This is a genomic window from Priestia sp. 3CA3 (assembly GCF_056836725.1).
The window spans coordinates 744,212-765,970 of record NZ_JBXENJ010000001.1 but is presented as its reverse complement, the minus strand read 5'-3'; the positions used below and the strand labels follow the sequence as shown (position 1 = coordinate 765,970).

Sequence of the window (21,759 nt, the reverse complement as noted above, 5' to 3'; positions counted from 1 at the left end):
CTACCAATTATGCTAAAAATCAAACATCGATAATCCACCGTCTTGAAACATTTGAGGACCTTCCATTATTTCATATGTAATCTTCTCATTGGGGTCATTTCTTATTTCAATAATGTAGGCAAAATCATCTAACGAATACTCGGTATTTTGTACAAATACATCCGGATGCTCCACGATTTTTGTCGCGGGTACATTCATTACTTCTCGAACAAGCTGCCAGTGCTTTTCATTCGCTCGTTTTGTCGATACAATCCCGTCAATGATAAAAATATTATCAGCGTTGTATTCGTCAGCAATAAGCTGACTGCGAATCGTTTGTTTTAAGAGTGTAGAAGACACAAAAAGCCACCTTTTGTTCGCACATACGCTAGCTGCTACAATCGATTCGGTTTTGCCTACTCGCGGCATACCTCGAATACCGATAAGCTTATGACCGTCTTGTTTAAACAGTTCCGCCATAAAATCTACGAGCAAACCTAATTCATCTCTTACGAAACGGAATGTCTTTTTATCATCTGCGTCACGCTGAATATAGCGACCGTGACGCACTGCTAACTTATCACGCAATTTAGGCGGTCTCATTTTTGTCACAATGATATTATCCATTGTTTTCAAAATAGATTCAAGCCTGTCTATTTGCTCATGTGAATCACAGCGCAGCAATAATCCACGGCGAATATCATCCACTCCATTAATTGTGACAATATTAATTGACAACATTCCAAGAAGCGATGAAATATCACCTAAAAGACCCGGACGATTTTTTTGTATTTGATATTCTAAATACCACTCAATTTTCTCCATCAAACCCCTCCCATTTCTTGGCTGGCCTTCGAGAGGTGCCCCCTTTTTTTCACCTAGTTTAACTATAAATGATTTCCATTATATTATAAACCCTAAAGGCAAGTAGTTCTACATTTGTTATGTATGTAAGCGCTTATTTATTTGTACTATTTAATTCTAAGAAAAAAGGAGCTTTCACACGCGGTGAATTAGCTCCTTTTTAGAAACGATAACTTATTTTACTGATCCGTTATTTTGAACTAATTTCACCATGCTGCTCGCAATCGCATGCTGCTCTTCTTTAGAAGCAACGCTCCAAAGGTCTGCTAAAATTCGCTCTTGATCATTTTTTGCATCAACTTGGTTTGCTAAATATCCACCAATTTGATAAGCAAGATCATGAATAACTTCTTCTTGCATTCCTTCGTTTTGTGCATGATGTAAACGGTCGCCTAAAAAATCTTTCCAGCTATCCCAGTTTTCTAATACTGACATGAGTAGCCCTCCTTAAGGTTTATTCATATCATAGTTTGTACCTTGTTTTTAATTTTATGCACACTTTATATGTACCAACCGCCATTAACCGATAATATTTGTCCAGTTATATACGAAGCACGTGAAGATATTAAATATGAAACCGCATCTGCCACTTCTTTTGGATATCCTATTCTTCCTAAAGGGATCTCTTCAGCCAGCTCTTTAACCTCTTCTTTTGAATAGCTGGCCATCATATCCGTTTCAATCGCTCCGGGCGCAACTCCATTGACGCGAATTCCACTTAATGCAACCTCTTTTGCCAAAGCTTTTACAAACGTATTTTGGGCGCCTTTTACCATTGAATAAAGAACTTCAAACGAAGCTCCTGTAAGTCCCCAAATAGAAGAAATCATGATAATTTGTCCGCTTTTAGCACTGATCATTTTAGGCAGCAAAGCTTTTGTAATAACAAAGGGAGCCGTGATGTGAAGATAGATCATTTCTTCGGTTTCATTTGCCGAAGCATCTGTCATTAACCCGCTAACGCTTCGTCCGCTGTTATGAATAATAACTTCTACCGGAACAATAATCTCCTTTAAAAACTTCTCCACTCCCTCTTTACATGATAAATCCGCTTGTACTGTAAACACGGTTTTCACCTTTTCAGCTAGCTCATGTGCAAGCGCCTCTATTTTGTCTTTTCGTTGATGATAGTGCAAAATAAGCGAGTATCCATCTTCAGCCAATTGCTTAGCAATCGCTGTGCCAATTCCTCCGCTTGCACCTGTCACAAGGGCAAATTTCTCCATAGCCTTCTCTCCTTTACATGCAAAAAAGCTGATGAACATCAGCTTTTTTGGCAACAATCATCTTTATTTAGGTACTACTTCACAAACCGTAAAGTTCTTTTCATCAATAATCTCGTTTAGCACATCTTTTATTTCGTTTACCTTCAGTTTTTCTAGCGTTTCAACAATATCAAATAAATTCATATCATTAAACGCATAGCGTGTAAACTGATTAGCGATAAACTCAGGTGAGTTTAATGAACGTAAAAATCCGCCGATTTTCTTTTTACGAATACGTTCAAGTTCCTCTTCTGTTAGTGATTTTGTTTTCATTTCAAGTAAAATTTGTTTAACTCGATCATACAGCTGTTCCGGTTGATCCGTATCTCCTCCGATAAGAGCAAAACCAAATCCTCTTTCCTCCGTATAATCATACGCAAACGTTTCATCAATGAGTCCGTCTGCATACAACTCCTCATAGTACGAAGAGCTTTTTCCAAATGCATAATCTAAAATGATATTCATTGCTAACTCGTATTTAAGCATTTCTCCGCCTGAACGCTGCGGATTTTTCGCTTTTAGACCCACCATACATTTCGAAGACTGCACCGGCATTTTTAATACTTGTTTTTCTTGATCCACCGTTTCAGGCTCTTCGTCAAAATGACGCTGTATGTCAGAGATTTCTTTATAATCTTTTTTCTGCTGATTGTCTCGAACTTGCTTCATTACTTTTTCCGCATCAACAGGACCTACAATGAACAACAGCATGTTGCTCGGATGATAAAACGTTTCATAGCATGTGTACAGTAAATCTTTATTAATATGTGAAATTGATTCGATCGTGCCAGCAATATCAATTTTAACAGGATGGTTTTTGTACATATTTTGAATGGTACCAAAATACAAGCGCCAGTCCGGATTGTCGTCATACATTGTAATTTCTTGACCGATAATGCCCTTTTCTTTTTCTACCGTTTTTTCTGAGAAGTACGGCTCTTGTACAAAGTCCACTAATGTTTCAAGATTTTCTTCAAAGTTAGATGTACAGCTGAATAAGTAAGCTGTGCGGGTAAAAGAAGTAAATGCATTGGCCGAAGCACCTTGTTTACTAAACTGCTGAAAGACATCTCCGTCTTCTTTTTCAAATAATTTATGCTCTAAAAAGTGGGCAATTCCATCCGGAACTTTTGTCATTTCATTTTCATTTAGCGGTACAAATTGATTGTCAATCGATCCGTAGTTTGTTGTAAAAGTGGCAAACGTTTTGTTAAACTCCGGTTTTGGCAAAATGTATACCTGCAGCCCGTTATCCATTTTTTCATGATACAGCTGTTCTTGAAGCTGCGAAAATTCAATTTTCTCCATTTTCTTCACCGCCCGTTCCTGTTAAGAAATAAATTGTATCCATTTCAATTTTCTCAGCCACTTTAATAATTTCCTGCTTAGATACCGCATCAATATGCTTTAAGTATTCATCAATTGAAATATCTTTACCCGTTAATTCATTATGATACATAACCTCTACTAGTCCTCGTGGAGTATCCACCGTTTCAAGCAGCTGGTTGTGAATAACGGCTTTCGTTTGAGCGATTTCGCCGTCTGTAAACGATCCTTGTTTCATTTCCTGCATTTGTTCTTTAATAATCGTAACAGCTTGGTCGTAATTTTTAGCATCAATACCCGACATGACCATTAGTAATCCTTTATGACTCTCTACTCTCGAAGCAGCATAGTAAGCTAAGCTCGCTTTTTCACGCACGTTAATAAATAGCTTGGAATGTGAGAACCCTCCGAATATCCCATTGAATACTTGAAGAGCAAAATACTGTCTATCTCCGTATACAACGTTTGTACGATAGCCAATATTTAATTTCCCTTGTTTGACTTCTTGTTTTTCCACCACTTCATTTACGTTTGAGATCTCTTTAGACGTGATAGAATCTTCAATGTCTTTTTGCTCGCGCTTTGGTAAAGTAAATGTTTCTTTTACTGTTTGTAAAACCTCTTCGACTTGCAAATCTCCAATAGCATAAAGGTGAATGGCATCTTCTTTTAACACCTGCTGATAATAAGCGTACAAACTTTCACCTGTAATTTCTTCCACATCGTCAATTTGACCGTTTACATGTAAAGAGTAAGGTTCTTCCTTACACATTTCTTCAACTAGTCTTAAATTAGCATAGCGCATTTTATCATCAAATACGGCTTGAATTCGCTGACGAAGCGAACGCTTTTCTTTTGTCATAATATCCGTTAAAAAAGAGTCCCCTTCAACTGCTGGCTTTAATAAAATATCGCCAAGAAGCGCTAACGCTTTTTGTAAAAGCGGAGTTGAATCTTTCAAATATTTTTCATTCGCTATATCAATGCGAATCGTAATATCGTGGTTATCACCTTTTTTTGTTAAGTCTACTTGTAAAGTAGCACCATAAAGCTCATCTAAATATGTACGAAGCTTTGTCGTAGACGGCAGCGACTCGGTAGCGCTTTGAAGCACATAAGGTAAAAGGGCACGCATTGTCACCGTTTTCTTATCTAAAGGGGCATTTAGTTTTAAAATGAACGTGTTTGTTTTGTACTTAGCTGTTTGAATGGTATGAACAGTCAATCCTTCTAGTTCATGTTTTTGTTCAGTCAATAATTTCATATATAAACCTCCTTTTAAATTTTGATGTATTAACTAGACAATACTTCTATTTTGAATCTTTAACGCTAATTTTAGTCTTATAACCACTATATCGAATTCAAGGAAACATTTTCAAGTAACTTGCCGCGCGCTTCCTCATTTCTTTTCATATTCTTTCTCTCAATGAAAAAAAGGCGGAGAAAAGAATATGATTTCTTTGTCTCCACCTTCTATATTTATCCAACTTTAGTCATTGTTAGACCTCGTATAGAGGATTTATTAGCGGCGGCCTTTTTCATAAGGAACGCCCAGCGCTTTAGGAGCCTCAGCACGTCCTACAAAACCAGTAAGCGCTAAGATTGTTAATACGTACGGTGCAATGGTTAAAAGGACGGATGGGATATCTTGAATAACCGGAATCTGAGCTCCAGTGATACTCAAAGACTGTGCTAATCCGAAAAACATGGCTGCACCTAAAGCACCAATAGGATGCCACTTCCCGAAAATCATGGCCGCAATAGCAAGGAACCCTTGTCCAGCAATCGTACCCGCTGCAAAGTTTGTAGCGATAGACGTGGCATACACCGCTCCGCCGATTCCAGCGAACATGCCGGAAATCATAACGCCAACGTAACGCATTCTCACAACTTTGATCCCCATCGTGTCTGCTGCCATTGGGTGTTCACCAACTGAACGAAGACGGAGACCAAACGGCGTTTTATAAATGATGTACCATACAGCAAAAGCTAGCGCAATCGCAATATAAGACGTAATAGGAACGTTCGAAAACAGAATTTTACCGATTACTGGAATGTCTGATAAACCTGGAATACTTACTTTATCGATACGGAATTGAATAAAATCTGTTTGTCCTTTCCCAAAAATCTTTTTGATTAAAAAGATTGAAAGACCCGCAGCTAGAAAATTCAGGGCTACACCACTTACAGTTTGATCTGCTTTTAATGTAATGCTTGCAACAGCATGAATCAGTGAGAACACAGCGCAAACAACAGCCGCAATTACTATTGCTACCCACGGGGCCCAAGCACCTAATGAATCCTGAAGTAAAAGGGTTGAAACAATACCTGTGAACGCGCCAAACATCATCAGCCCTTCTAATCCAATGTTCACGACCCCGGAACGTTCACTAAATATCCCTCCGAGCGCGGTAAAGATAAGCGGTGCAGCTGAATAAAGCGCCGCTGGAATAATAATGGCTAACACCTCTAAGAAGTTCATTTTGCTCCCCCCTTGCCTGCACGGCCAAGCACCCAGCGAATTAAATAACTAGATGCAACAAAAAAGATAATAAGCGCAATGACAATTTGAATTAATTCAGACGGTACGCCTGTCATAAAGTTCATTTGAGGAGCCGCAGTTTGCAGTCCTCCGAAAAAGAATGAAGCTAATAAAATTCCAATTGCGCTGTTAGCTCCTAAAAGGGCTACGGCGATACCGTCAAATCCCGTACCCGTAAACGCAGTGAATGTGCCCATATATTGAAATGTTCCAAGCCCTTCCATAGCTCCGGCAAGCCCGGCAAAAGCGCCTGAAATAGCCATGGATAACACAATGTTTCGGCCTACATTCATTCCTGCATACTGTGAAGCATGCTGATTAAAACCAACGGCTCTTAGCTCGAATCCCTTAGCTGTTTTATTCAAAATAAACCACATTACGACGGCTGCAGCGATGGTAATAAGAATGCCGTAATGAAGGCGGGAGTTATTGGTTAACTGTGCTAAAAAGCTTGATGCTAAAGATGCCGATTCTTTAATATCATACGATTTTTCATTACCCGCGTATAAATACGTACGGATTAAACTGCTCGTGGTGTAAAGAGCAATATAGTTCATCATGATGGAAACAATTACTTCATGAACATGAAATTTTGCTTTTAAAAATCCTGGAATAAACGCCCAAACTGCTCCAGCTGCAGCTGCTGCTAATACAGCTAAAGGAATATGAATGACTGCTGGTAAATCAAACGCATACCCAACCCATACTGAAGCCAACCAGCCAACTAAAAGCTGTCCTTCTACTCCAATGTTAAAGAGACCGGTTTTATAAGCAAACGCAACCGCAATACCGGCCAGAGCAAGAGGAGTCATGGCACGAATCGTTTCTCCAATGGCTTTTGGCGTTCCAAACATCCCGTCAAAAAGAGATTGATAGCCAAGCATTGGATCATAGCCGCCTAGTAACATAATAACCGCTCCGGCAATGAGTCCTAATATGGCCGATACAACAGGGATCAAAATCATCATTACACGTTCATTTTTCACAAGTTTATTCATGCTGTTCCACCCGCTTTCTCACGCGTACCGCCTGCCATTAATAGACCTAACTCTTGTTCATTCGTTTCTTTTGGATCTACAATGTCAACTATTTTCCCTTCATAAATAACCCCAATGCGATCGCTTAGATTCATTACTTCATCTAGTTCTAGCGAAACGAGCAGCACTGCCCGTCCTTTATCTCGTTCTTCAATCAGCTTTTTATGAATAAATTCAATGGCTCCTACATCCAGCCCCCTCGTTGGCTGAGCTGCAATTAATAGTTCCGGACTGCGGTCTACTTCACGGGCAATAATGGCTTTTTGCTGATTTCCGCCCGATAGCGATCGCGCTTGCGTATATTCACTAGGGGTTCGCACATCATATTCTGCAATTAACTCTTTTGCTTTTTTATACAGCTCTTTATAATTCAAAATACCTGATTTAGACATCGGCTTTTGATAATACGTTTGAAGACCTATATTTTCACCAATTGTATAATCTAATACAAGCCCGTGCTTATGGCGATCCTGCGGAATATGTCCTACTCCTGACTCCGTAATTTTACGCGTGGATAACGTAGACAGTTCTTGATTTTTTAACGTGACCGAGCCCGACTTTATTTTTCTTAGACCCGTAATTGCCTCAATCAGCTCTGTTTGGCCATTTCCATCCACACCCGCGATGCCTACAATTTCGCCTGCTCGAACGCTTAGATCAAGTGAACTTACAGCCTCTACTCCTCGGCTGTCTTCTACTACTAATTCTTTTATTGTTAACACAGCTTCTTTTGGAGTCGCTGTTTTCTTTTCAGTTTTAAAATGTACTTCTCTTCCTACCATTAAAGCAGCAAGTTCATCAGGGTTGGTCTCTTGCACATTTACCGTACCAACCCCGACACCTTTTCGAATAATTGTACAGCGGTCACACACTGACATAATTTCTTTTAATTTATGCGTAATTAAAATAATCGACTTTCCTTCTTGAATTAATTTTTTCATAATTTGAATTAATTCCGTAATTTCCTGAGGTGTTAAGGCGGCAGTAGGTTCATCAAAAATAAGAATGTCGGCTCCTCTGTAAAGCGTCTTTAAAATTTCCACTCGCTGCTGCATGCCAACTGAGATATCTTGAATCTTCGCATATGGATCTACCGATAATCCATATTGATTTGAAAGCTCTTGAATATCTTGAGCTGCTTTTTTAATATTGATTTTCCCCGTTCGCGTCGGTTCGTTCCCAAGAATAATATTTTCTGTGACTGTAAAGTTTTGAACAAGCATAAAATGCTGATGAACCATTCCAATTCCTAAGTCATTCGCTACGTTAGGGTCCGTGATTTTGACTTCTTGGCCGTTTACACGAATCTGCCCTTTTTCAGGCTGATAAAGCCCAAATAAAACGTTCATCAGCGTTGACTTACCTGCACCATTTTCTCCTAACAAAGCATGAATTTCTCCCTTTTTCACTTGGAGTGTAATATTGTCATTAGCGACAATACCGGGAAACTCTTTGCGAATATCTAGCATTTCAATAACATATTCCACTACTTTCACTCCCTATTCCTGCCTGCTACAGGATTCTGTCTTCCGTTTTTTGGCTATGAAAAAGGCTAGTTTTCACTAGCCTTTTATACTCATATAATCATTGCTTAACAGATATCAGCTTATTTTTTAAGCGTTTTTTCAAACTCTTTAAATTCTTTATCCGTTTGAGGCACTGTAATGTCACCGTCTAGAATTTTTTGCTTATACTCATCAACTGCTTTTAACGCATCTTTGCTTACATTATCTTGTGATGGAGCAATTCCCACTCCGTCTTCTTTTAAGCCAAACACAACCTCTTTACCGCCTGGGAATTTGTCGTCCATTGCTTGTTTTGCAACATCTTCTACAGCCAGGTCAACGCGTTTTACCATCGAAGTTAACGTTACGTTTTCAGGCATACCTTCTTCATGCTGATCGCGGTCAACTCCAATTACCCAAACCTTTTTGTCTTTACCGCCTTTTGAACGGTTTTTAGCTTCTGTAAATACGCCGTTTCCAGTACCGCCAGCCGCTTGATAAATAATATCAGCGCCTTTGCTGTAAATGGTAGAAGCGATAGCTGAGCCTTTTTCTGGAGAGTTAAAACTTTCCGCGTATTGAGAAATAACTTCAGCGTCTGGGTTTACAGATTTAACACCTGCTTTAAATCCATTTTCAAACTTCTTGATTAATGGAGATTCAACGCCTCCGATAAAGCCGATTTTGTTCGTTTTCGTTTGTTTCGCTGCCACTACACCTACTAAGAAAGAGCCCTGCTCTTCTTTAAATAGAATGCTCGCCACGTTATCTAAGTTTTCTGATTTTAACGTATCGTCTACTAATGCAAAGTTAGCATCTGGATACTGCTTTGCTGCTTTTTTAATGTCTTCTTTTAATAAAAAGCCAATTCCATACGTCAAGTTGTAGCCACTCTCAGCAAATTTAGAAAGGTTGCTCTCGTATTCAGATGCTTTTGTAGACTGCAAATATTTGTATCCAGTCCCTTCATCAAGTCCGTTGTCTTTCCCAAACTTTGTTAGACCTTCCCAAGCAGATTGGTTAAACGATTTATCATCTACCCCGCCCGTATCTGTTACCATTCCCACTTTAAAATCTGCTGCTTTTTTATCTCCGCTGCTCTTATCTGCGTCGTTTGAGCCACACGCGCTTAAAAGTGTTCCTGCCGCTAATACTAGTGATAATGCAAGTCCCGTTTTACGTTTTAACATGTTTTAACCCCCTGAATAGTTTTAAAAGTATAAAGCCAATTTTCTATTTCGTCCCTGTGACCTACATTTGACACCTCCTTAAAAGGACAATGTTAAATAGTTGTAAATTTTCTGACATTTAACCATAAAAAAACTAGACGCGTTTACGCAGTACTTGGAAACTAAATTGATCTGCTTTAAAATAATTGATGGAATATAAAATGGGTTCATCACACTGGTCATAATGCATTTGTTTCAGCACAAGCAAAGCGGTTTCTGGCTCGCATTGTAAAATAGGAGAAACTTTTTCATGATAGCCTAGAGGCTCAATATTTGCCACGGCGTATGAAATGTGCTTTCCTGCTTGTTTTTCAAGAATTTCTAGCAAAGATTCCTGTTTATATTCGAAATTTTCAGGCAATATTTTTTGAGGAACCTTGTCCATGCAATATACAACAGGCTCTCCGTTTGCCGTTCTCACCCGTTCAACAAATAAAATCTGTTCGTCTTCCCCGCAAGCAAAACGTGTTAAATCATTTTCAGACAACTCTTGTATTTGAGAAGATAAGAAGATTGTTCCGGCCTTCATACCAGCTTGTTGAATCATATGTGTTATACTATTTAATTGCTCAATCCCTGACAAAAAAGTAGGCTTCGTGTTGACAAATGTTCCCACGCCGTGTCTGCGAACAATAATATTCTCTTCTTCTAATATGCGAAGTGCCTCACGTAGCGTTGCGCGGCTAACCCCTAGCTGCTTTGATAAATCAAACTCTGAAGGGAGTCTTTCCTTTTCTTTAAAAATTCCTTTTTCTATATTTTGTTTAATTTTATCAATCACTTGTAAATACAAGTGCCGATTATCCGCACGTATAGACATCACTCTTCCTCCATATTAAAAAGTCATCAGACCTCTGATGTTCGACTACTTAATCGAAAATAATATATCATTTTTCGACAGATAAATAAATAGGTTATATTAATTTTTTGTTAAAATTTTTAATATTTTTTAAAAAAATGAATTTTTGTTATTTTTTAATGTCAGCATACCTAACAACCTACTTTTCTTCTAATATTAGATAAAACCCAAACATTTTAGTTATTAAATTTTTTAATATTCGTTTTTATTTTATTTATTTAGCATGACATATTTTTGTATAATACTATTCTTACCGTCTCTTCTTCCATAAAAAAATGAGGTTGAGACATAACTAAATGAATCCAATCTAAAGACAAACAAATAAGATACATGAGCTGAAACGCTTGCGACACCGCAGTTGATTTCCGTGCAAGACTTCGGTTTCCACGGGCGGGCGATGGGCCTCCTCGTCGCTTACGCTCTTCCCGCAGGAGTCTTCACCTTGTCTTTCAGTCAACTGCTAGAAGGAACGAAACGGATGAAACCTATATTCACCCTAACAAAAAAAACGAACCGCTAATCAGACATGTTGATTAGTGATTCGTTTTTCACTTAGGCTAAAATACTTTTGTCCCAGCTCCATCTTTTCTAATAACCTTATTAAGATCCAACATCTTCATTTTGCTGAGAAATCAGCACCGAACGCGGCTTACTTCCTTCGTAAGGCCCAACCACTCCACGATCTTCCATCGCATCGATTAAGCGTGCAGCCCGGTTATAGCCAATTCGAAAGCGTCGCTGCAGCATAGAAACAGAAGCTGTTTGCATTTCTGCCACAAGCTGAACCGCTTCGTCATACAGCTCATCTGCAAAATCATCGACTTGTTCAGGGGCATCTGTTGGAATCATTTCTTCTTGATACTGTGCTTTTTGCTGTGCAATTACAAAATCAACAATCTCTTCTACTTCTTCATCTGATAAAAAGGCACCTTGCACACGCACAGGTTTTGAAGCTCCAACAGGCATGAACAGCATATCTCCTCTTCCTAGAAGCTTCTCAGCTCCTCCCATATCTAGGATCGTACGAGAGTCAGTTTGTGAAGATACACTAAAAGCGATTCGGGAAGGAATGTTTGCTTTAATAACTCCAGTAATAACATCTACTGATGGTCGCTGTGTAGCAATAATCAAATGAATGCCGGCAGCACGAGCCATTTGAGCAAGACGTGTGATCGAATCTTCGACGTCAGATGAAGCAACCATCATCAAGTCAGCCAACTCATCAACAATCACCACAATATAAGGAAGAGTCGGCTGTTTTGCATCGACGTCTCCATCATCATTCATACGTTTTACTAAATCGTTATACCCTTCAATGTTTCTCGTTCCGCTGTGTGAGAACAACTCATACCGTCGCTCCATCTCACTTACAACTTTCTTTAATGCTTGAGAAGCTTTTTTCGGATCTGTTACGACAGGAGCCAATAAATGCGGAATACCATTGTACATATTCAACTCAACCATTTTAGGGTCAATCATCATTAATTTTACTTCATGAGGCTTTGTTCTCATTAAAATACTAATAATAATACCGTTGATACACACACTTTTTCCGCTTCCTGTTGCCCCTGCTACAAGCATATGAGGCATTTTATTAAGCTCTGCTAGCACAGCTTCGCCTGAAATATCTCTTCCTAAACCAACTAATAGCTTTTTATCAGGTCGGTTATTTTCAGTCGCTTCAAGTACTTCTCTAAGTGAAACCATCGCTACTTCTTCGTTCGGCACTTCAATTCCTACCGCTGATTTCCCGGGAATTGGAGCTTCAATCCGAATATCTTTGGCAGCTAATGCAAGTGCTAAATCATCACTTAAATTGACAATCTTACTTACTTTTACTCCTACATCAGGATATACTTCATATTTTGTAACAGCTGGTCCAAGGTGAACTTTTGCCACTTTTGCTTTTACGCCGAAACTTTGAAACGTTTTTTCAAGCTTTTCGGCATTTTTATAAATGTTTTTATGCTCTTTTGCCTGGTTACTTTTCTTTGGCATCGTCAATAGCTTGATAGGAGGAAGCTCATACTCTTTATTTTCCGTTTCAGTAAAGGTAATCATAGGAGCTTTTTCTTCTTCCTGTTCCTTTTGCGGCCTTGGCTGTTGCGGTGCAGCAGCTACAGGCTTCGATTCCATAACCGGAGGCACCGGAGCTATAGGAGCAGCAGGAGATTGACTAGACTCTTCCTCTCCATAATCAAAGTGTTCAATAATTGGAGGCGAAGGTGCTTCCACTTCTATTTCCACGCTTTCTTCTGGTTCTTGAACAGCTTTTTCTTGGCGTCTCTTTTTTGTTGTTTTAGGGGCTTTTTTCTTCTTATGTTTCCACGTCTGAATATCTTGCCAGCCTTCTTTTAACTCCGTTGTTAAAAAATTAACTAGAGGTGACAGAAGTTTTAATACCGTTTCGTGAAGCGAACGTCCGGTAATGAGCAGTACCCCAATCACAATAAGCAAGGCAGCGATAAGTTCTGTTCCTAAGCTATCAAACAGATAGTAGAACATGGCAAACATAATAGCTCCTATCATCCCTCCCCCTAAATCACTGTGATTCGATTGTCCCGTTGCTTCGAGCATATACAAATCCCACGTATTCATAATGACAGATGGATCTGTAAACGTTCCGTTTTTCGATAAATTGTCAAATAACGTCACGTGACTAAACAGTAAAATAGATAAAATAATGAGGTATGTACCGATAAGCTGCCGCGTCACTAAAGGAGGCATTTCTCTTTTCCAAATAATATAAACAGATAGAATAACCATTCCGATTAAACACAGCATATACCATTCGCCAATAAATAAGCGGACCACGAGCACAAGAGCCTGTCCTACAGCACCGAGTCCTGCCATGGCAATTAACGTCAACGCTAATAAAAATAATCCAATAAGCTCAAAGCGCAATATGCGTTTCCATTCATCCTTTTTTATTTGACCTCTTCGTTTTTTCTTTGCCATTTTTCCACTCCAATCAACGTCCAACACCCTATGTTGATTTTGTTTCTTTTATCAGTTGAATAAAAAAGCAGCCAATACAGCGGCTGCCTTCTTCGTCATATTCATTATACCATATTCACCATAATTATACTGAAATCCTTACGACAAAATTTGACCAGGATAATAATTTTCATTCAAATAATCTTGAGGATTCGTGCTTAAAACCCTTACAATTTGCTGTTGTTTTTGTTCATTTTCTTCAACGATAACCGGGATTCCATTATGATTAATAAGCTTTGGCTGAGATTGTTCTTGATGATAAGACTGCTGAAAAATCAGTTCTTGTGGCATCATTGTATATAAAATCATTGCAGCAGCTGCTCCTCATTCTGACGTCCTTGCTCAATCAGTTCATTCAATTTTTTGATTGCTTGAGCAACTCCGCCTACTTCGTTAATTAACCCGTATGAAACAGCATCTCCGCCAACTACATTTGTCCCGATATCACGCGTTAAGTTCCCTTTTGAAAACATAAGTTCTTTAAACTTTTCTTCTGAAATATGAGAGTGTTCTCTCACAAAGTTAATCACGCGCTCTTGCATTTTATCTAAGTATTCGAATGTTTGCGGTACACCAATAACAAGACCCGTTAAGCGAATGGGATGAATGGTCATGGTCGCTGTACCGGCAATATACGAATAATCAGTTGAAACCGCAATTGGAACACCGATTGAATGTCCGCCTCCTAGCACAATGGACACAGAAGGCTTGGATAACGAAGCAATCATTTCCGCAATGGCAAGACCTGCTTCTACATCTCCACCTACTGTATTCAAAATAATAAGCAATCCTTCAATTTTTGGATTTTGTTCAATCGCCACAATTTGCGGGATGACATGCTCATATTTTGTCGTTTTATTTTGAGGAGGCAGCTGCATGTGCCCTTCGATTTGTCCTACAATCGTTAAACAGTGAATATTAGAATCCTGAGGAAGCTGAGCCACGTTGGTCTGTCCCAATTGTTGAATTTTATCTAATATTCCGCCCTTGCTTTCTTCATTTTTATTAGGCTGCTGAGGCGCTTCATCAGAATGTAATCTTTCGTTATTTTCAAACATATTCTAGCTCCTTTCACTTATTGATAGTAGTAGTATGAACTTCTCATAGTTATTACATCCGCATCAGCTGCAAATAAAAAGCCTTCCCAGCGGGAAGGCTTCACATTAGATTTCCATGATAATCGGTAAAATCATCGGTTTACGACGGGTTTTTTCATATAAAAATTGATTTAAACTTTCTCTCATTTTTAATTTTAATGAAGACCACTCGATCACTTTGTCTTCCATACACTTTTCTAAAATTTGCTGAACAATCTTCGTTGCTTCTTCTAAAAGCTTTTCTGATTCTCTTACATAGACGAATCCGCGGGAGATGATTTCTGGCCCCGCTACTACTGTTTTTTGACGTTTATTAATCGTAACTACTACCGTTAAGATTCCGTCCTGTGACAGCAGCCTGCGATCCCTCAGAACGATATTCCCAATATCGCCGACGCCTAGTCCATCAATGAGCGTATTTCCCGCTTGAATAGAACCGCTAGGGTATATGCGAGCATCTTTAAACTCAACTCGCTCACCTTTTTCAAGCAAACAAATATGATCTTCTGATATTCCTAATTGACCGGCTAGCTTTGCATAAGCTTTTTGTTTTCGATACTCTCCATTCACAGGCATGACATATTTCGGCTTTGTTAAGTTAATCATAAATTTTAATTCTTCTTGACTGCCGTGTCCGGAAGCCTGCACTTTCTTCTGAGCAAACACTACGCTTGCTCCTAAACGAAAGATGACGTCAATTGTTTTTGAAAAGGTCGTTTCGTGCCCCGCCACGGGTGTAGCAGCCAGCAGGACCGTGTCATCTTGTTTGATTTGAATAAATTTATGGGACTGTTTAGCCATTCGAGTAAGACCTGAAATCGGCTCTCCGTGATGACCTGTTGTTAAAATAACCGTTTCATGTTCTGAAAGATCCTTTAGCTTTTGCACAGGAACAATTAAATCCTCAGGCAGCTGCAAATGTCCAAGTTTTGCTGCAATATCAATGATTTTCAGCATACTCTTTTCCATAACGATCAGGTTACGGCCATGCTGATATGCGGCATGAATAACTTGCTGAATACGGTGCAGATTGGAACTGTATGCAGCAACAATGATTCGACCTTTGCTTTTATAAAAAGCGTCGGTAATATTTTGTCCGATGACGGCCTCGGAAACTGTATAGCCTGGCTTATCCGCATTTGTACTGTCTGAAAGCAAACACAGGACGCCTTTTTCCCCAATGGCAGCCATTTTTCCAATATCAGCGCTTTGAATGCTGACTGAGTTTTGATCAAATTTAAAATCACCTGTATATACAATCGCACCTTGATTGGTTTGTAAACAAATGCCGACTGAATCTTGTATACTGTGCTGCGTTCTAAAAAATGAAATATCCACTCCTTCAAACGATAAAACCGTTGACGAAGTGATAGGATGTAAAGCCTCATATTTTTTAATTCCATACTCTTTTAACTTTTCTTTGATAAGTGCTAGCGTTAATTCTGTACCATATACCGGCACGTCCAATTTTTGAAGTATAAAGGGAATAGCCCCAATTTGCTCTTCATGTCCATGAGTAACAAAAATGCCTTTTACGTTCTGCTGATTTTCTACTAAATATGTAATGTCAGGAATGACAATATCAATTCCTAACATTTCCCCTCCCGGAAACTTTGACCCTGCATCTAACACATATATGTTTTCATTGATTTCCACCACATACATGTTTTTTCCAAGTTCTCCGACTCCACCCAAGGCTGAAATTTTAATATTTTCTGTCTTTTCTAGTACCATAAGTTCCTCCTACTTACTTTCACCCGTACAATTTCATTTGCTTACATTATAACTGAAGTAAGAATTGGAATACAAGAAATTTCATTCGTCTATTTCCGTCATGTGCTCTTCTATTATCTTATAAGAAAAAAACGTCTCTTCATCAACTCGTATATACGGTCAATGAAGAGACGTTTAAAAAACATACTTATAGCTTATAGCGTATTTAATGTGCTGACTAACGTTTGGCGTTCTTCTTCCGTTAACGGAACTAAAGGCAATCGTACCGATCCTACGTCTAACCCTTTTAGCTGTAAAGCTGTTTTAACAGGCGTTGGACTTGGAGCCGCAAAAAGAGATTTCATCACAGGTACAATACGCTGATGAATTTTTGCTGCTTCTTTCGGATTTCCTGACTCATACAACTTAACCATCTCTTGCATTTCATTTCCAATAACGTGAGAGGCAACAGAAATAATCCCAGTTCCTCCAATTGCTAATACCGGCAGTGTTAAGCCATCATCACCGCTGTATAAAGCAAAACCATCGCTTGTTTGTGCGATAATAGCTGTCATTGCGTCAAGGTCGCCGCTTGCATCTTTTAACGCTACAACATTTGGCAGTTCAGCTAGGCGTACAATTGTATCCACAGACATATTGATCACGGATCGCCCTGGAATATTGTATAACATGACAGGCAGCTCTGTACTTTCAGCAATTGTTTTAAAGTGCTGATATAAGCCTTCCTGATTCGGCTTGTTATAATAAGGTGCTACAATCATAATCGCATCTACGCCGATTTCTTCTGCCTTTTTCGTTAATTCAATTGATGCATACGTATTATTGCTTCCTGTACCTGCAACAACAGGTACACGGCCATCTACTACCTTTACTGAGTGGCGGAACAGCGCCAGCTTTTCTTCTGTTGAAAGCGTAGGAGATTCACCAGTTGTTCCTGCAATAACCAACGCATCTGAACCGTTGCTGATTAAATAGTTAATAAGCTGCGTTGTTTTTTCAAAATCAATATTTCCTTTATGATCAAAAGGCGTTACCATCGCTGTTGCGACTTTCCCAAAATCAATCATGTTTTCACTCCTTGAAATTGCATTATCCCTATTCATGTAATGAACCGTTAGCTTATAGCTAACGGAACATGTAGTTTATCTTTTTTGCGGTGCTTTTGACAAGTCAAAGGCACCATGAAGAGCATTAACGGCTTTCTTTAAATCCTCTTCTTTTACAAGCACCCAAATCGTCGTATGGCTGTCAGCAGATTGTAAAATCTGAATACCTTCGCTAGAAAGAGCTGTAACAATTTTAGATGTAACACCAGGCACCCCTGCAATTCCTGCTCCAACCGTTGATACTTTGGCACAGTTGCGAATAACAGCCGGCTCATACCCTAGCGCATGAAGCACATCAATTGCTTTGTCAGTTGCTTCATCTGTTACGGTATATACAACACCCTTCGGTGAAATATTGATAAAATCTACGCTGATTTTTTCTTGTGCCATTGCTTTGAATACCTCTGCTTGCGTATCATAATGGCCTTCTTTACTAAAAACTTTAATTTGAGTCACGTTAGATACGTGGGCGATTCCTGTTACAAGGCGTTCTTGCACATCGCTTCCACGCTGCTGTGCTTCACCTTGAGATGTAACGAGCGTACCTTCTGAATCAGCATACGTGGAACGGACGCGCATCGGTACTTTTGCTTGCATGGCGATCTCTACGGCACGTGGGTGAACTACTTTTGCACCTTGATAAGCCATGTTGCATATTTCGTTATATGTGACAACGGATAGCGGTCTTGCATCTTCTACAATACGCGGGTCCGCTGTCATCACACCTTCTACATCCGTGAAAATGTCAATGTAATCAGCCATAAGGGCTGCACCTAACGCTGAAGCAGATGTATCGCTGCCTCCGCGTCCAAGCGTTGTTGTATCACCTTCAGCAGTTGCCCCTTGAAAGCCTGTTACGACAACGACATCATATTCTTCTAATTCTTTTAACAAACGGTCGCATTTCATTTCTAGTATCTTGGCATTGGTAAAATCATCATTCGTCACAAACCCTGCCTGTGCACCGTTTAATGCTGTAGCTTTAATCCCATTTTCGTTTAATAAATTTGTAAATACAACCGATGAAATTAATTCTCCGCATGCCATAAGCATATCAAGCTCACGTTTGTTAAGAGACGCTTTATTTCCATCAACAAGTGAAAGCAATGTATCCGTTGCATACGGTTCACCTTTTCGTCCCATTGCCGATACAACAACGACTACTTTGTAACCCTCACTTAATGCATTATTTAAATGATAGATTGCTCTTGCTCTTCCTTCTTCGTTACGAACGGAAGTTCCTCCAAATTTTTGGACGATTATTTTCATACTTACACCTCATCATGTTCCGAGACACTCTGGTTGCGCTTATTTTACTAAGCTAAGCTTAATAAGTGATTCTGCAATTTGTACAGAATTCCAAGCTGCACCTTTTAACAAGTTATCAGAAACGATCCACATATGGAAACCGTTATCGCGATCTAAATCTTTACGAATACGGCCGACAAACACATCTCGTTTACCTACACAGTCTGCTGGCATTGGATATACTTGATTTTCTGGATCATCTTGCAATACGATACCAGGTGCATCAGCCAATAAATTTTTCACATCAGCTACCGTTACACCGTCTTTTTCAATTTCAATGTACACTGACTCTGAATGACCTGTTACAACCGGTAGACGAACACAAGTAGCAGCTACTGGCAATTCAGGCATGCTCATAATTTTTTTCGTTTCATTAATCATTTTCATTTCTTCAAATGTAAAACCGTTATCTTGAAATTTATCAATTTGCGGAATGGCATTAAAAGCAATTTGATAATGTTTTTTATCTCCACCAACCGGTAAAATTTCCGGTGTAAACTCTTTTTCTTCTAAAATAGCTTTAGCTTGTTCTTTTAATTCATTAATTGCAGCAGCGCCTGCTCCAGAAACGGCTTGATACGTTGATACTAGCACTTTAGATAAGCCGTATGTTTCGCGTAATGGCTGTAATGCTGCTACCATTTGAATTGTAGAGCAGTTTGGATTAGCAATGATTCCGTTATGTGCGTGTAATGCATCTTCGTTCACTTCCGGCACAACTAACGGGACATTTTCATCCATTCGATAAGCGCTTGTGTTGTCTACAACGATTGCTCCGCGTTTTACTGCCTCTGGTGCAAGTGCTTTTGAAATGCTGCCGCCTGCACTGAATAAAGCAATGTCTACGCCTTCAAAGCTATCAGGAGTTGCTTCTTGCACAACAACTTCTTCTCCGTTAAACAACACTTTTTTACCAGCTGAACGAGCTGAAGATAATAACGTTAATTTACCAACTGGAAAATTACGCTCCTGTAGGGTTTTAATCATTTGTTGTCCTACTGCACCTGTTGCTCCTACTACTGCTACATGTAATTCTCTTGTCATTTTAATACCGCCTCCAACAATTTTCAACTACTCAACATTTATCTGCATATACTGACTATTTTAACATATTATTATGCTTCATTGCGTCAAAGAAGAGAAGATTTTTAAAATCTTCTCTTCTTTGAGATTGAGAGTTCTCTTACAGCCGCAGTATTGAACAGATTCATACAACAGCAAGAGGCATATATGTCCTATGACTCTTGACCGTCGCGGAACCTTTCGACAATAACAGGCTGAATCTGTTTATCTTCAAGCGCTGCGTACACCGTGTCTGATAACATCGTCATACGCGCTACCATTGAATTTGGTTTAAGCACCGGGTCATCTTGACCAAATGGAATAAAATAAATATTTTTAGTCGCCATTAGCCTCATTAAGTTTACACCATTTAGCCCTAGTGCGTCATTAGTCGAAATTCCCAGTACCACTGGCTTATTATTACGAAGCGTTGCTTTAGCTGCCATGAGTACCGGAGATTCAGTCATTGCATTCGCAAACTTACTCATCGTATTCCCAGTGATTGGGGCAACTACCATACAATCAAGCGGAATCTTTGGTCCTAGAGGCTCTGCTTTTACAATTGTATTGATGACGGCGTGACCTGTTAATTCCTCAATTTTCTTCACCCAGTCTTCTCCATCTCCAAAACGAGTATTTGTGGATTGTACAGTGTAAGAAACAACCGGTAACACTTCTGCTCCCAAATTAACAAGCTTTTCAATTTCCGGCATAACCGCATCATACGTACAGTGAGATCCGGTCAAGCCGAATCCTATTCTTTTACCTTTTAATGACATTATTTTTTCTCCTCTCTCGCATCCGCAGCGTCTTTTAATAAATTCACTAATACATTAGCGACAATCTGACCTGCTGTTTTTGGAGCCACAATCCCTGGAAGACCAGGTGCTAAAATAGCTTTAATTCCTCGTTTTTCTGCATAGCGGAAATCGGTTCCTCCAGGCTTTGAAGCTAAATCAATAATGAGCGCGTGGGTCGGGACATTAGATAATGTCTTAGCCGTTAAGATGGGGTATGGAATGGTGTTAATACATATATCACTATCAGCAATTTCTTTATCGAGTTCAGAAAGATAGAAAGGCTGCAAACCCATTTCAGCAATACGTGCTAAATGTTCAGATTTTCTAGCTCCTACTTTTACATTGGCACCAAGTGCAGCAAAGGACCTCGCCACGCTCATTCCTACTCTTCCTAAACCTAGGACAGAAATATTTGAACCGTGAATGGTAAAATCCGTATGTTGAATAACAAGCATGATGGTACCTTCAACAGTAGGAATAGAGTTATAAATTGCTACATCATCACGCTCAAATAGCTGAACGAGTTTACGGTTTGTCGTTTTGACTAATTCGTTTAAATACCCATTGCTAATACCAGAATAAATAATGCAGTGCTCAGGCGTTTTTTTAAGTATTTCTTCAGTCAATACTACTTTTTCATTTGAAAAAATAGTATCTACTTGCCCTTCGTGATTTGTTCCAGGCACTGGAAGGATGATGGCGTCAACATCTGAAAAATCCAGCTCCTCTATCTGATATTTCGTCGCACCTGTAAAACCATGATCTAGCTGATCAAAACCAATAAGAGAGGTTTTTGCATCTAATTGAATTAATTTTCGAATGACTTCAAGCTGCCTAGCATCACCGCCAATTACAGCTATGTGCAAATCCGTTAACATGTTTCATTTTCACCTTCTTTAACATTAAATAGATGTATCCTTCGCTTAAACCATCGAGATGTAAAGTGCTATCATTACGCCCTAGAATGCCTATTGCTTTTCTTCAACATACTATGTAAACACACAGGAATCGGTGAATCTTTATCCCTGAAAATAAAAGAAACGAGATGC

General features: G+C 39.2%; 19 protein-coding genes. All 19 read right to left on the bottom strand.

What is annotated here, in order from left to right; genetic code table 11:
- Positions 1-12 precede the first annotated feature (12 nt).
- The 19 genes from AC1VNJ_RS03925 to dpaA all read right to left on the bottom strand — a co-directional run bounded on the left by AC1VNJ_RS03925 (position 13) and on the right by dpaA (position 21,588).
- Positions 13-804 (bottom strand): DUF3388 domain-containing protein, encoded by a 792-nt coding sequence (locus tag AC1VNJ_RS03925; protein ID WP_013058808.1) that lies wholly within the window; start codon positions 802-804, stop codon positions 13-15.
- Between the two features lie 213 nt (positions 805-1,017).
- Complete coding sequence (locus AC1VNJ_RS03920; protein ID WP_013058809.1) at positions 1,018-1,278, bottom strand: DUF3243 domain-containing protein; 261 nt, start codon at positions 1,276-1,278, stop codon at positions 1,018-1,020.
- Between the two features lie 65 nt (positions 1,279-1,343).
- Positions 1,344-2,069, bottom strand: coding sequence for an elongation factor P 5-aminopentanone reductase (ymfI, locus tag AC1VNJ_RS03915; RefSeq protein ID WP_034265198.1), 726 nt, complete (start codon positions 2,067-2,069; stop codon positions 1,344-1,346).
- A gap of 63 nt (positions 2,070-2,132) precedes the next feature.
- On the bottom strand, positions 2,133-3,416 hold the full coding sequence (yfmH, locus tag AC1VNJ_RS03910) for an EF-P 5-aminopentanol modification-associated protein YfmH (protein WP_025750276.1): 1,284 nt from the start codon (positions 3,414-3,416) through the stop codon (positions 2,133-2,135).
- Entirely contained in the window at positions 3,403-4,698 is a 1,296-nt protein-coding gene (yfmF, locus tag AC1VNJ_RS03905) for an EF-P 5-aminopentanol modification-associated protein YfmF (RefSeq protein ID WP_028411385.1), read from the bottom strand. The genes yfmH and yfmF overlap by 14 nt, the downstream gene beginning before the upstream one ends.
- Positions 4,699-4,956: 258 nt before the next feature.
- Positions 4,957-5,916, bottom strand: coding sequence for an ABC transporter permease (locus tag AC1VNJ_RS03900; RefSeq protein ID WP_013084750.1), 960 nt, complete (start codon positions 5,914-5,916; stop codon positions 4,957-4,959).
- Positions 5,913-6,974, bottom strand: a complete 1,062-nt coding sequence (locus AC1VNJ_RS03895; RefSeq protein WP_014458483.1) for an ABC transporter permease — start codon at positions 6,972-6,974, stop codon at positions 5,913-5,915. The genes AC1VNJ_RS03900 and AC1VNJ_RS03895 overlap by 4 nt, the downstream gene beginning before the upstream one ends.
- On the bottom strand, positions 6,971-8,500 hold the full coding sequence (locus AC1VNJ_RS03890; protein ID WP_221817782.1) for an ABC transporter ATP-binding protein: 1,530 nt from the start codon (positions 8,498-8,500) through the stop codon (positions 6,971-6,973). The genes AC1VNJ_RS03895 and AC1VNJ_RS03890 overlap by 4 nt, the downstream gene beginning before the upstream one ends.
- A 119-nt stretch (positions 8,501-8,619) precedes the next feature.
- On the bottom strand, positions 8,620-9,708 hold the full coding sequence (locus tag AC1VNJ_RS03885; protein ID WP_028411388.1) for a BMP family lipoprotein: 1,089 nt from the start codon (positions 9,706-9,708) through the stop codon (positions 8,620-8,622).
- A 133-nt stretch (positions 9,709-9,841) separates the two neighbouring features.
- Positions 9,842-10,567 carry a GntR family transcriptional regulator gene (locus AC1VNJ_RS03880; protein WP_482640323.1) on the bottom strand — a complete coding sequence of 242 codons (726 nt, stop codon included), beginning with the start codon at positions 10,565-10,567 and terminating at the stop codon, positions 9,842-9,844.
- Between the two features lie 639 nt (positions 10,568-11,206).
- Positions 11,207-13,564: an FtsK/SpoIIIE family DNA translocase gene (locus AC1VNJ_RS03875; RefSeq protein ID WP_482640322.1), complete on the bottom strand. Its 2,358-nt coding sequence runs from the start codon at positions 13,562-13,564 to the stop codon at positions 11,207-11,209.
- A gap of 138 nt (positions 13,565-13,702) precedes the next feature.
- Complete coding sequence (locus tag AC1VNJ_RS03870; protein WP_028411391.1) at positions 13,703-13,912, bottom strand: YlzJ-like family protein; 210 nt, start codon at positions 13,910-13,912, stop codon at positions 13,703-13,705.
- Positions 13,909-14,661: a ClpP family protease gene (locus tag AC1VNJ_RS03865; RefSeq protein ID WP_013058820.1), complete on the bottom strand. Its 753-nt coding sequence runs from the start codon at positions 14,659-14,661 to the stop codon at positions 13,909-13,911. The genes AC1VNJ_RS03870 and AC1VNJ_RS03865 overlap by 4 nt, the downstream gene beginning before the upstream one ends.
- 105 nt (positions 14,662-14,766) lie before the next feature.
- Positions 14,767-16,434: a ribonuclease J gene (locus tag AC1VNJ_RS03860; protein WP_482640321.1), complete on the bottom strand. Its 1,668-nt coding sequence runs from the start codon at positions 16,432-16,434 to the stop codon at positions 14,767-14,769.
- A gap of 194 nt (positions 16,435-16,628) precedes the next feature.
- Positions 16,629-17,501 (bottom strand): 4-hydroxy-tetrahydrodipicolinate synthase, encoded by an 873-nt coding sequence (dapA, locus tag AC1VNJ_RS03855; protein WP_482640320.1) that lies wholly within the window; start codon positions 17,499-17,501, stop codon positions 16,629-16,631.
- Positions 17,502-17,576: 75 nt separating this feature from the next.
- Entirely contained in the window at positions 17,577-18,809 is a 1,233-nt protein-coding gene (gene dapG / locus AC1VNJ_RS03850; protein WP_028411393.1) for an aspartate kinase, read from the bottom strand.
- 39 nt (positions 18,810-18,848) lie between these two features.
- Positions 18,849-19,892, bottom strand: a complete 1,044-nt coding sequence (asd, locus tag AC1VNJ_RS03845) for an aspartate-semialdehyde dehydrogenase (RefSeq protein WP_013058824.1) — start codon at positions 19,890-19,892, stop codon at positions 18,849-18,851.
- Positions 19,893-20,083: 191 nt separating this feature from the next.
- Positions 20,084-20,689: a dipicolinate synthase subunit B gene (locus AC1VNJ_RS03840; RefSeq protein WP_013058825.1), complete on the bottom strand. Its 606-nt coding sequence runs from the start codon at positions 20,687-20,689 to the stop codon at positions 20,084-20,086.
- Positions 20,689-21,588 carry a dipicolinic acid synthetase subunit A gene (gene dpaA, locus AC1VNJ_RS03835; protein WP_013058826.1) on the bottom strand — a complete coding sequence of 300 codons (900 nt, stop codon included), beginning with the start codon at positions 21,586-21,588 and terminating at the stop codon, positions 20,689-20,691. Before dpaA ends, AC1VNJ_RS03840 begins: the two co-directional genes overlap by 1 nt.
- Between the last annotated feature and the right edge of the window lie 171 nt (positions 21,589-21,759).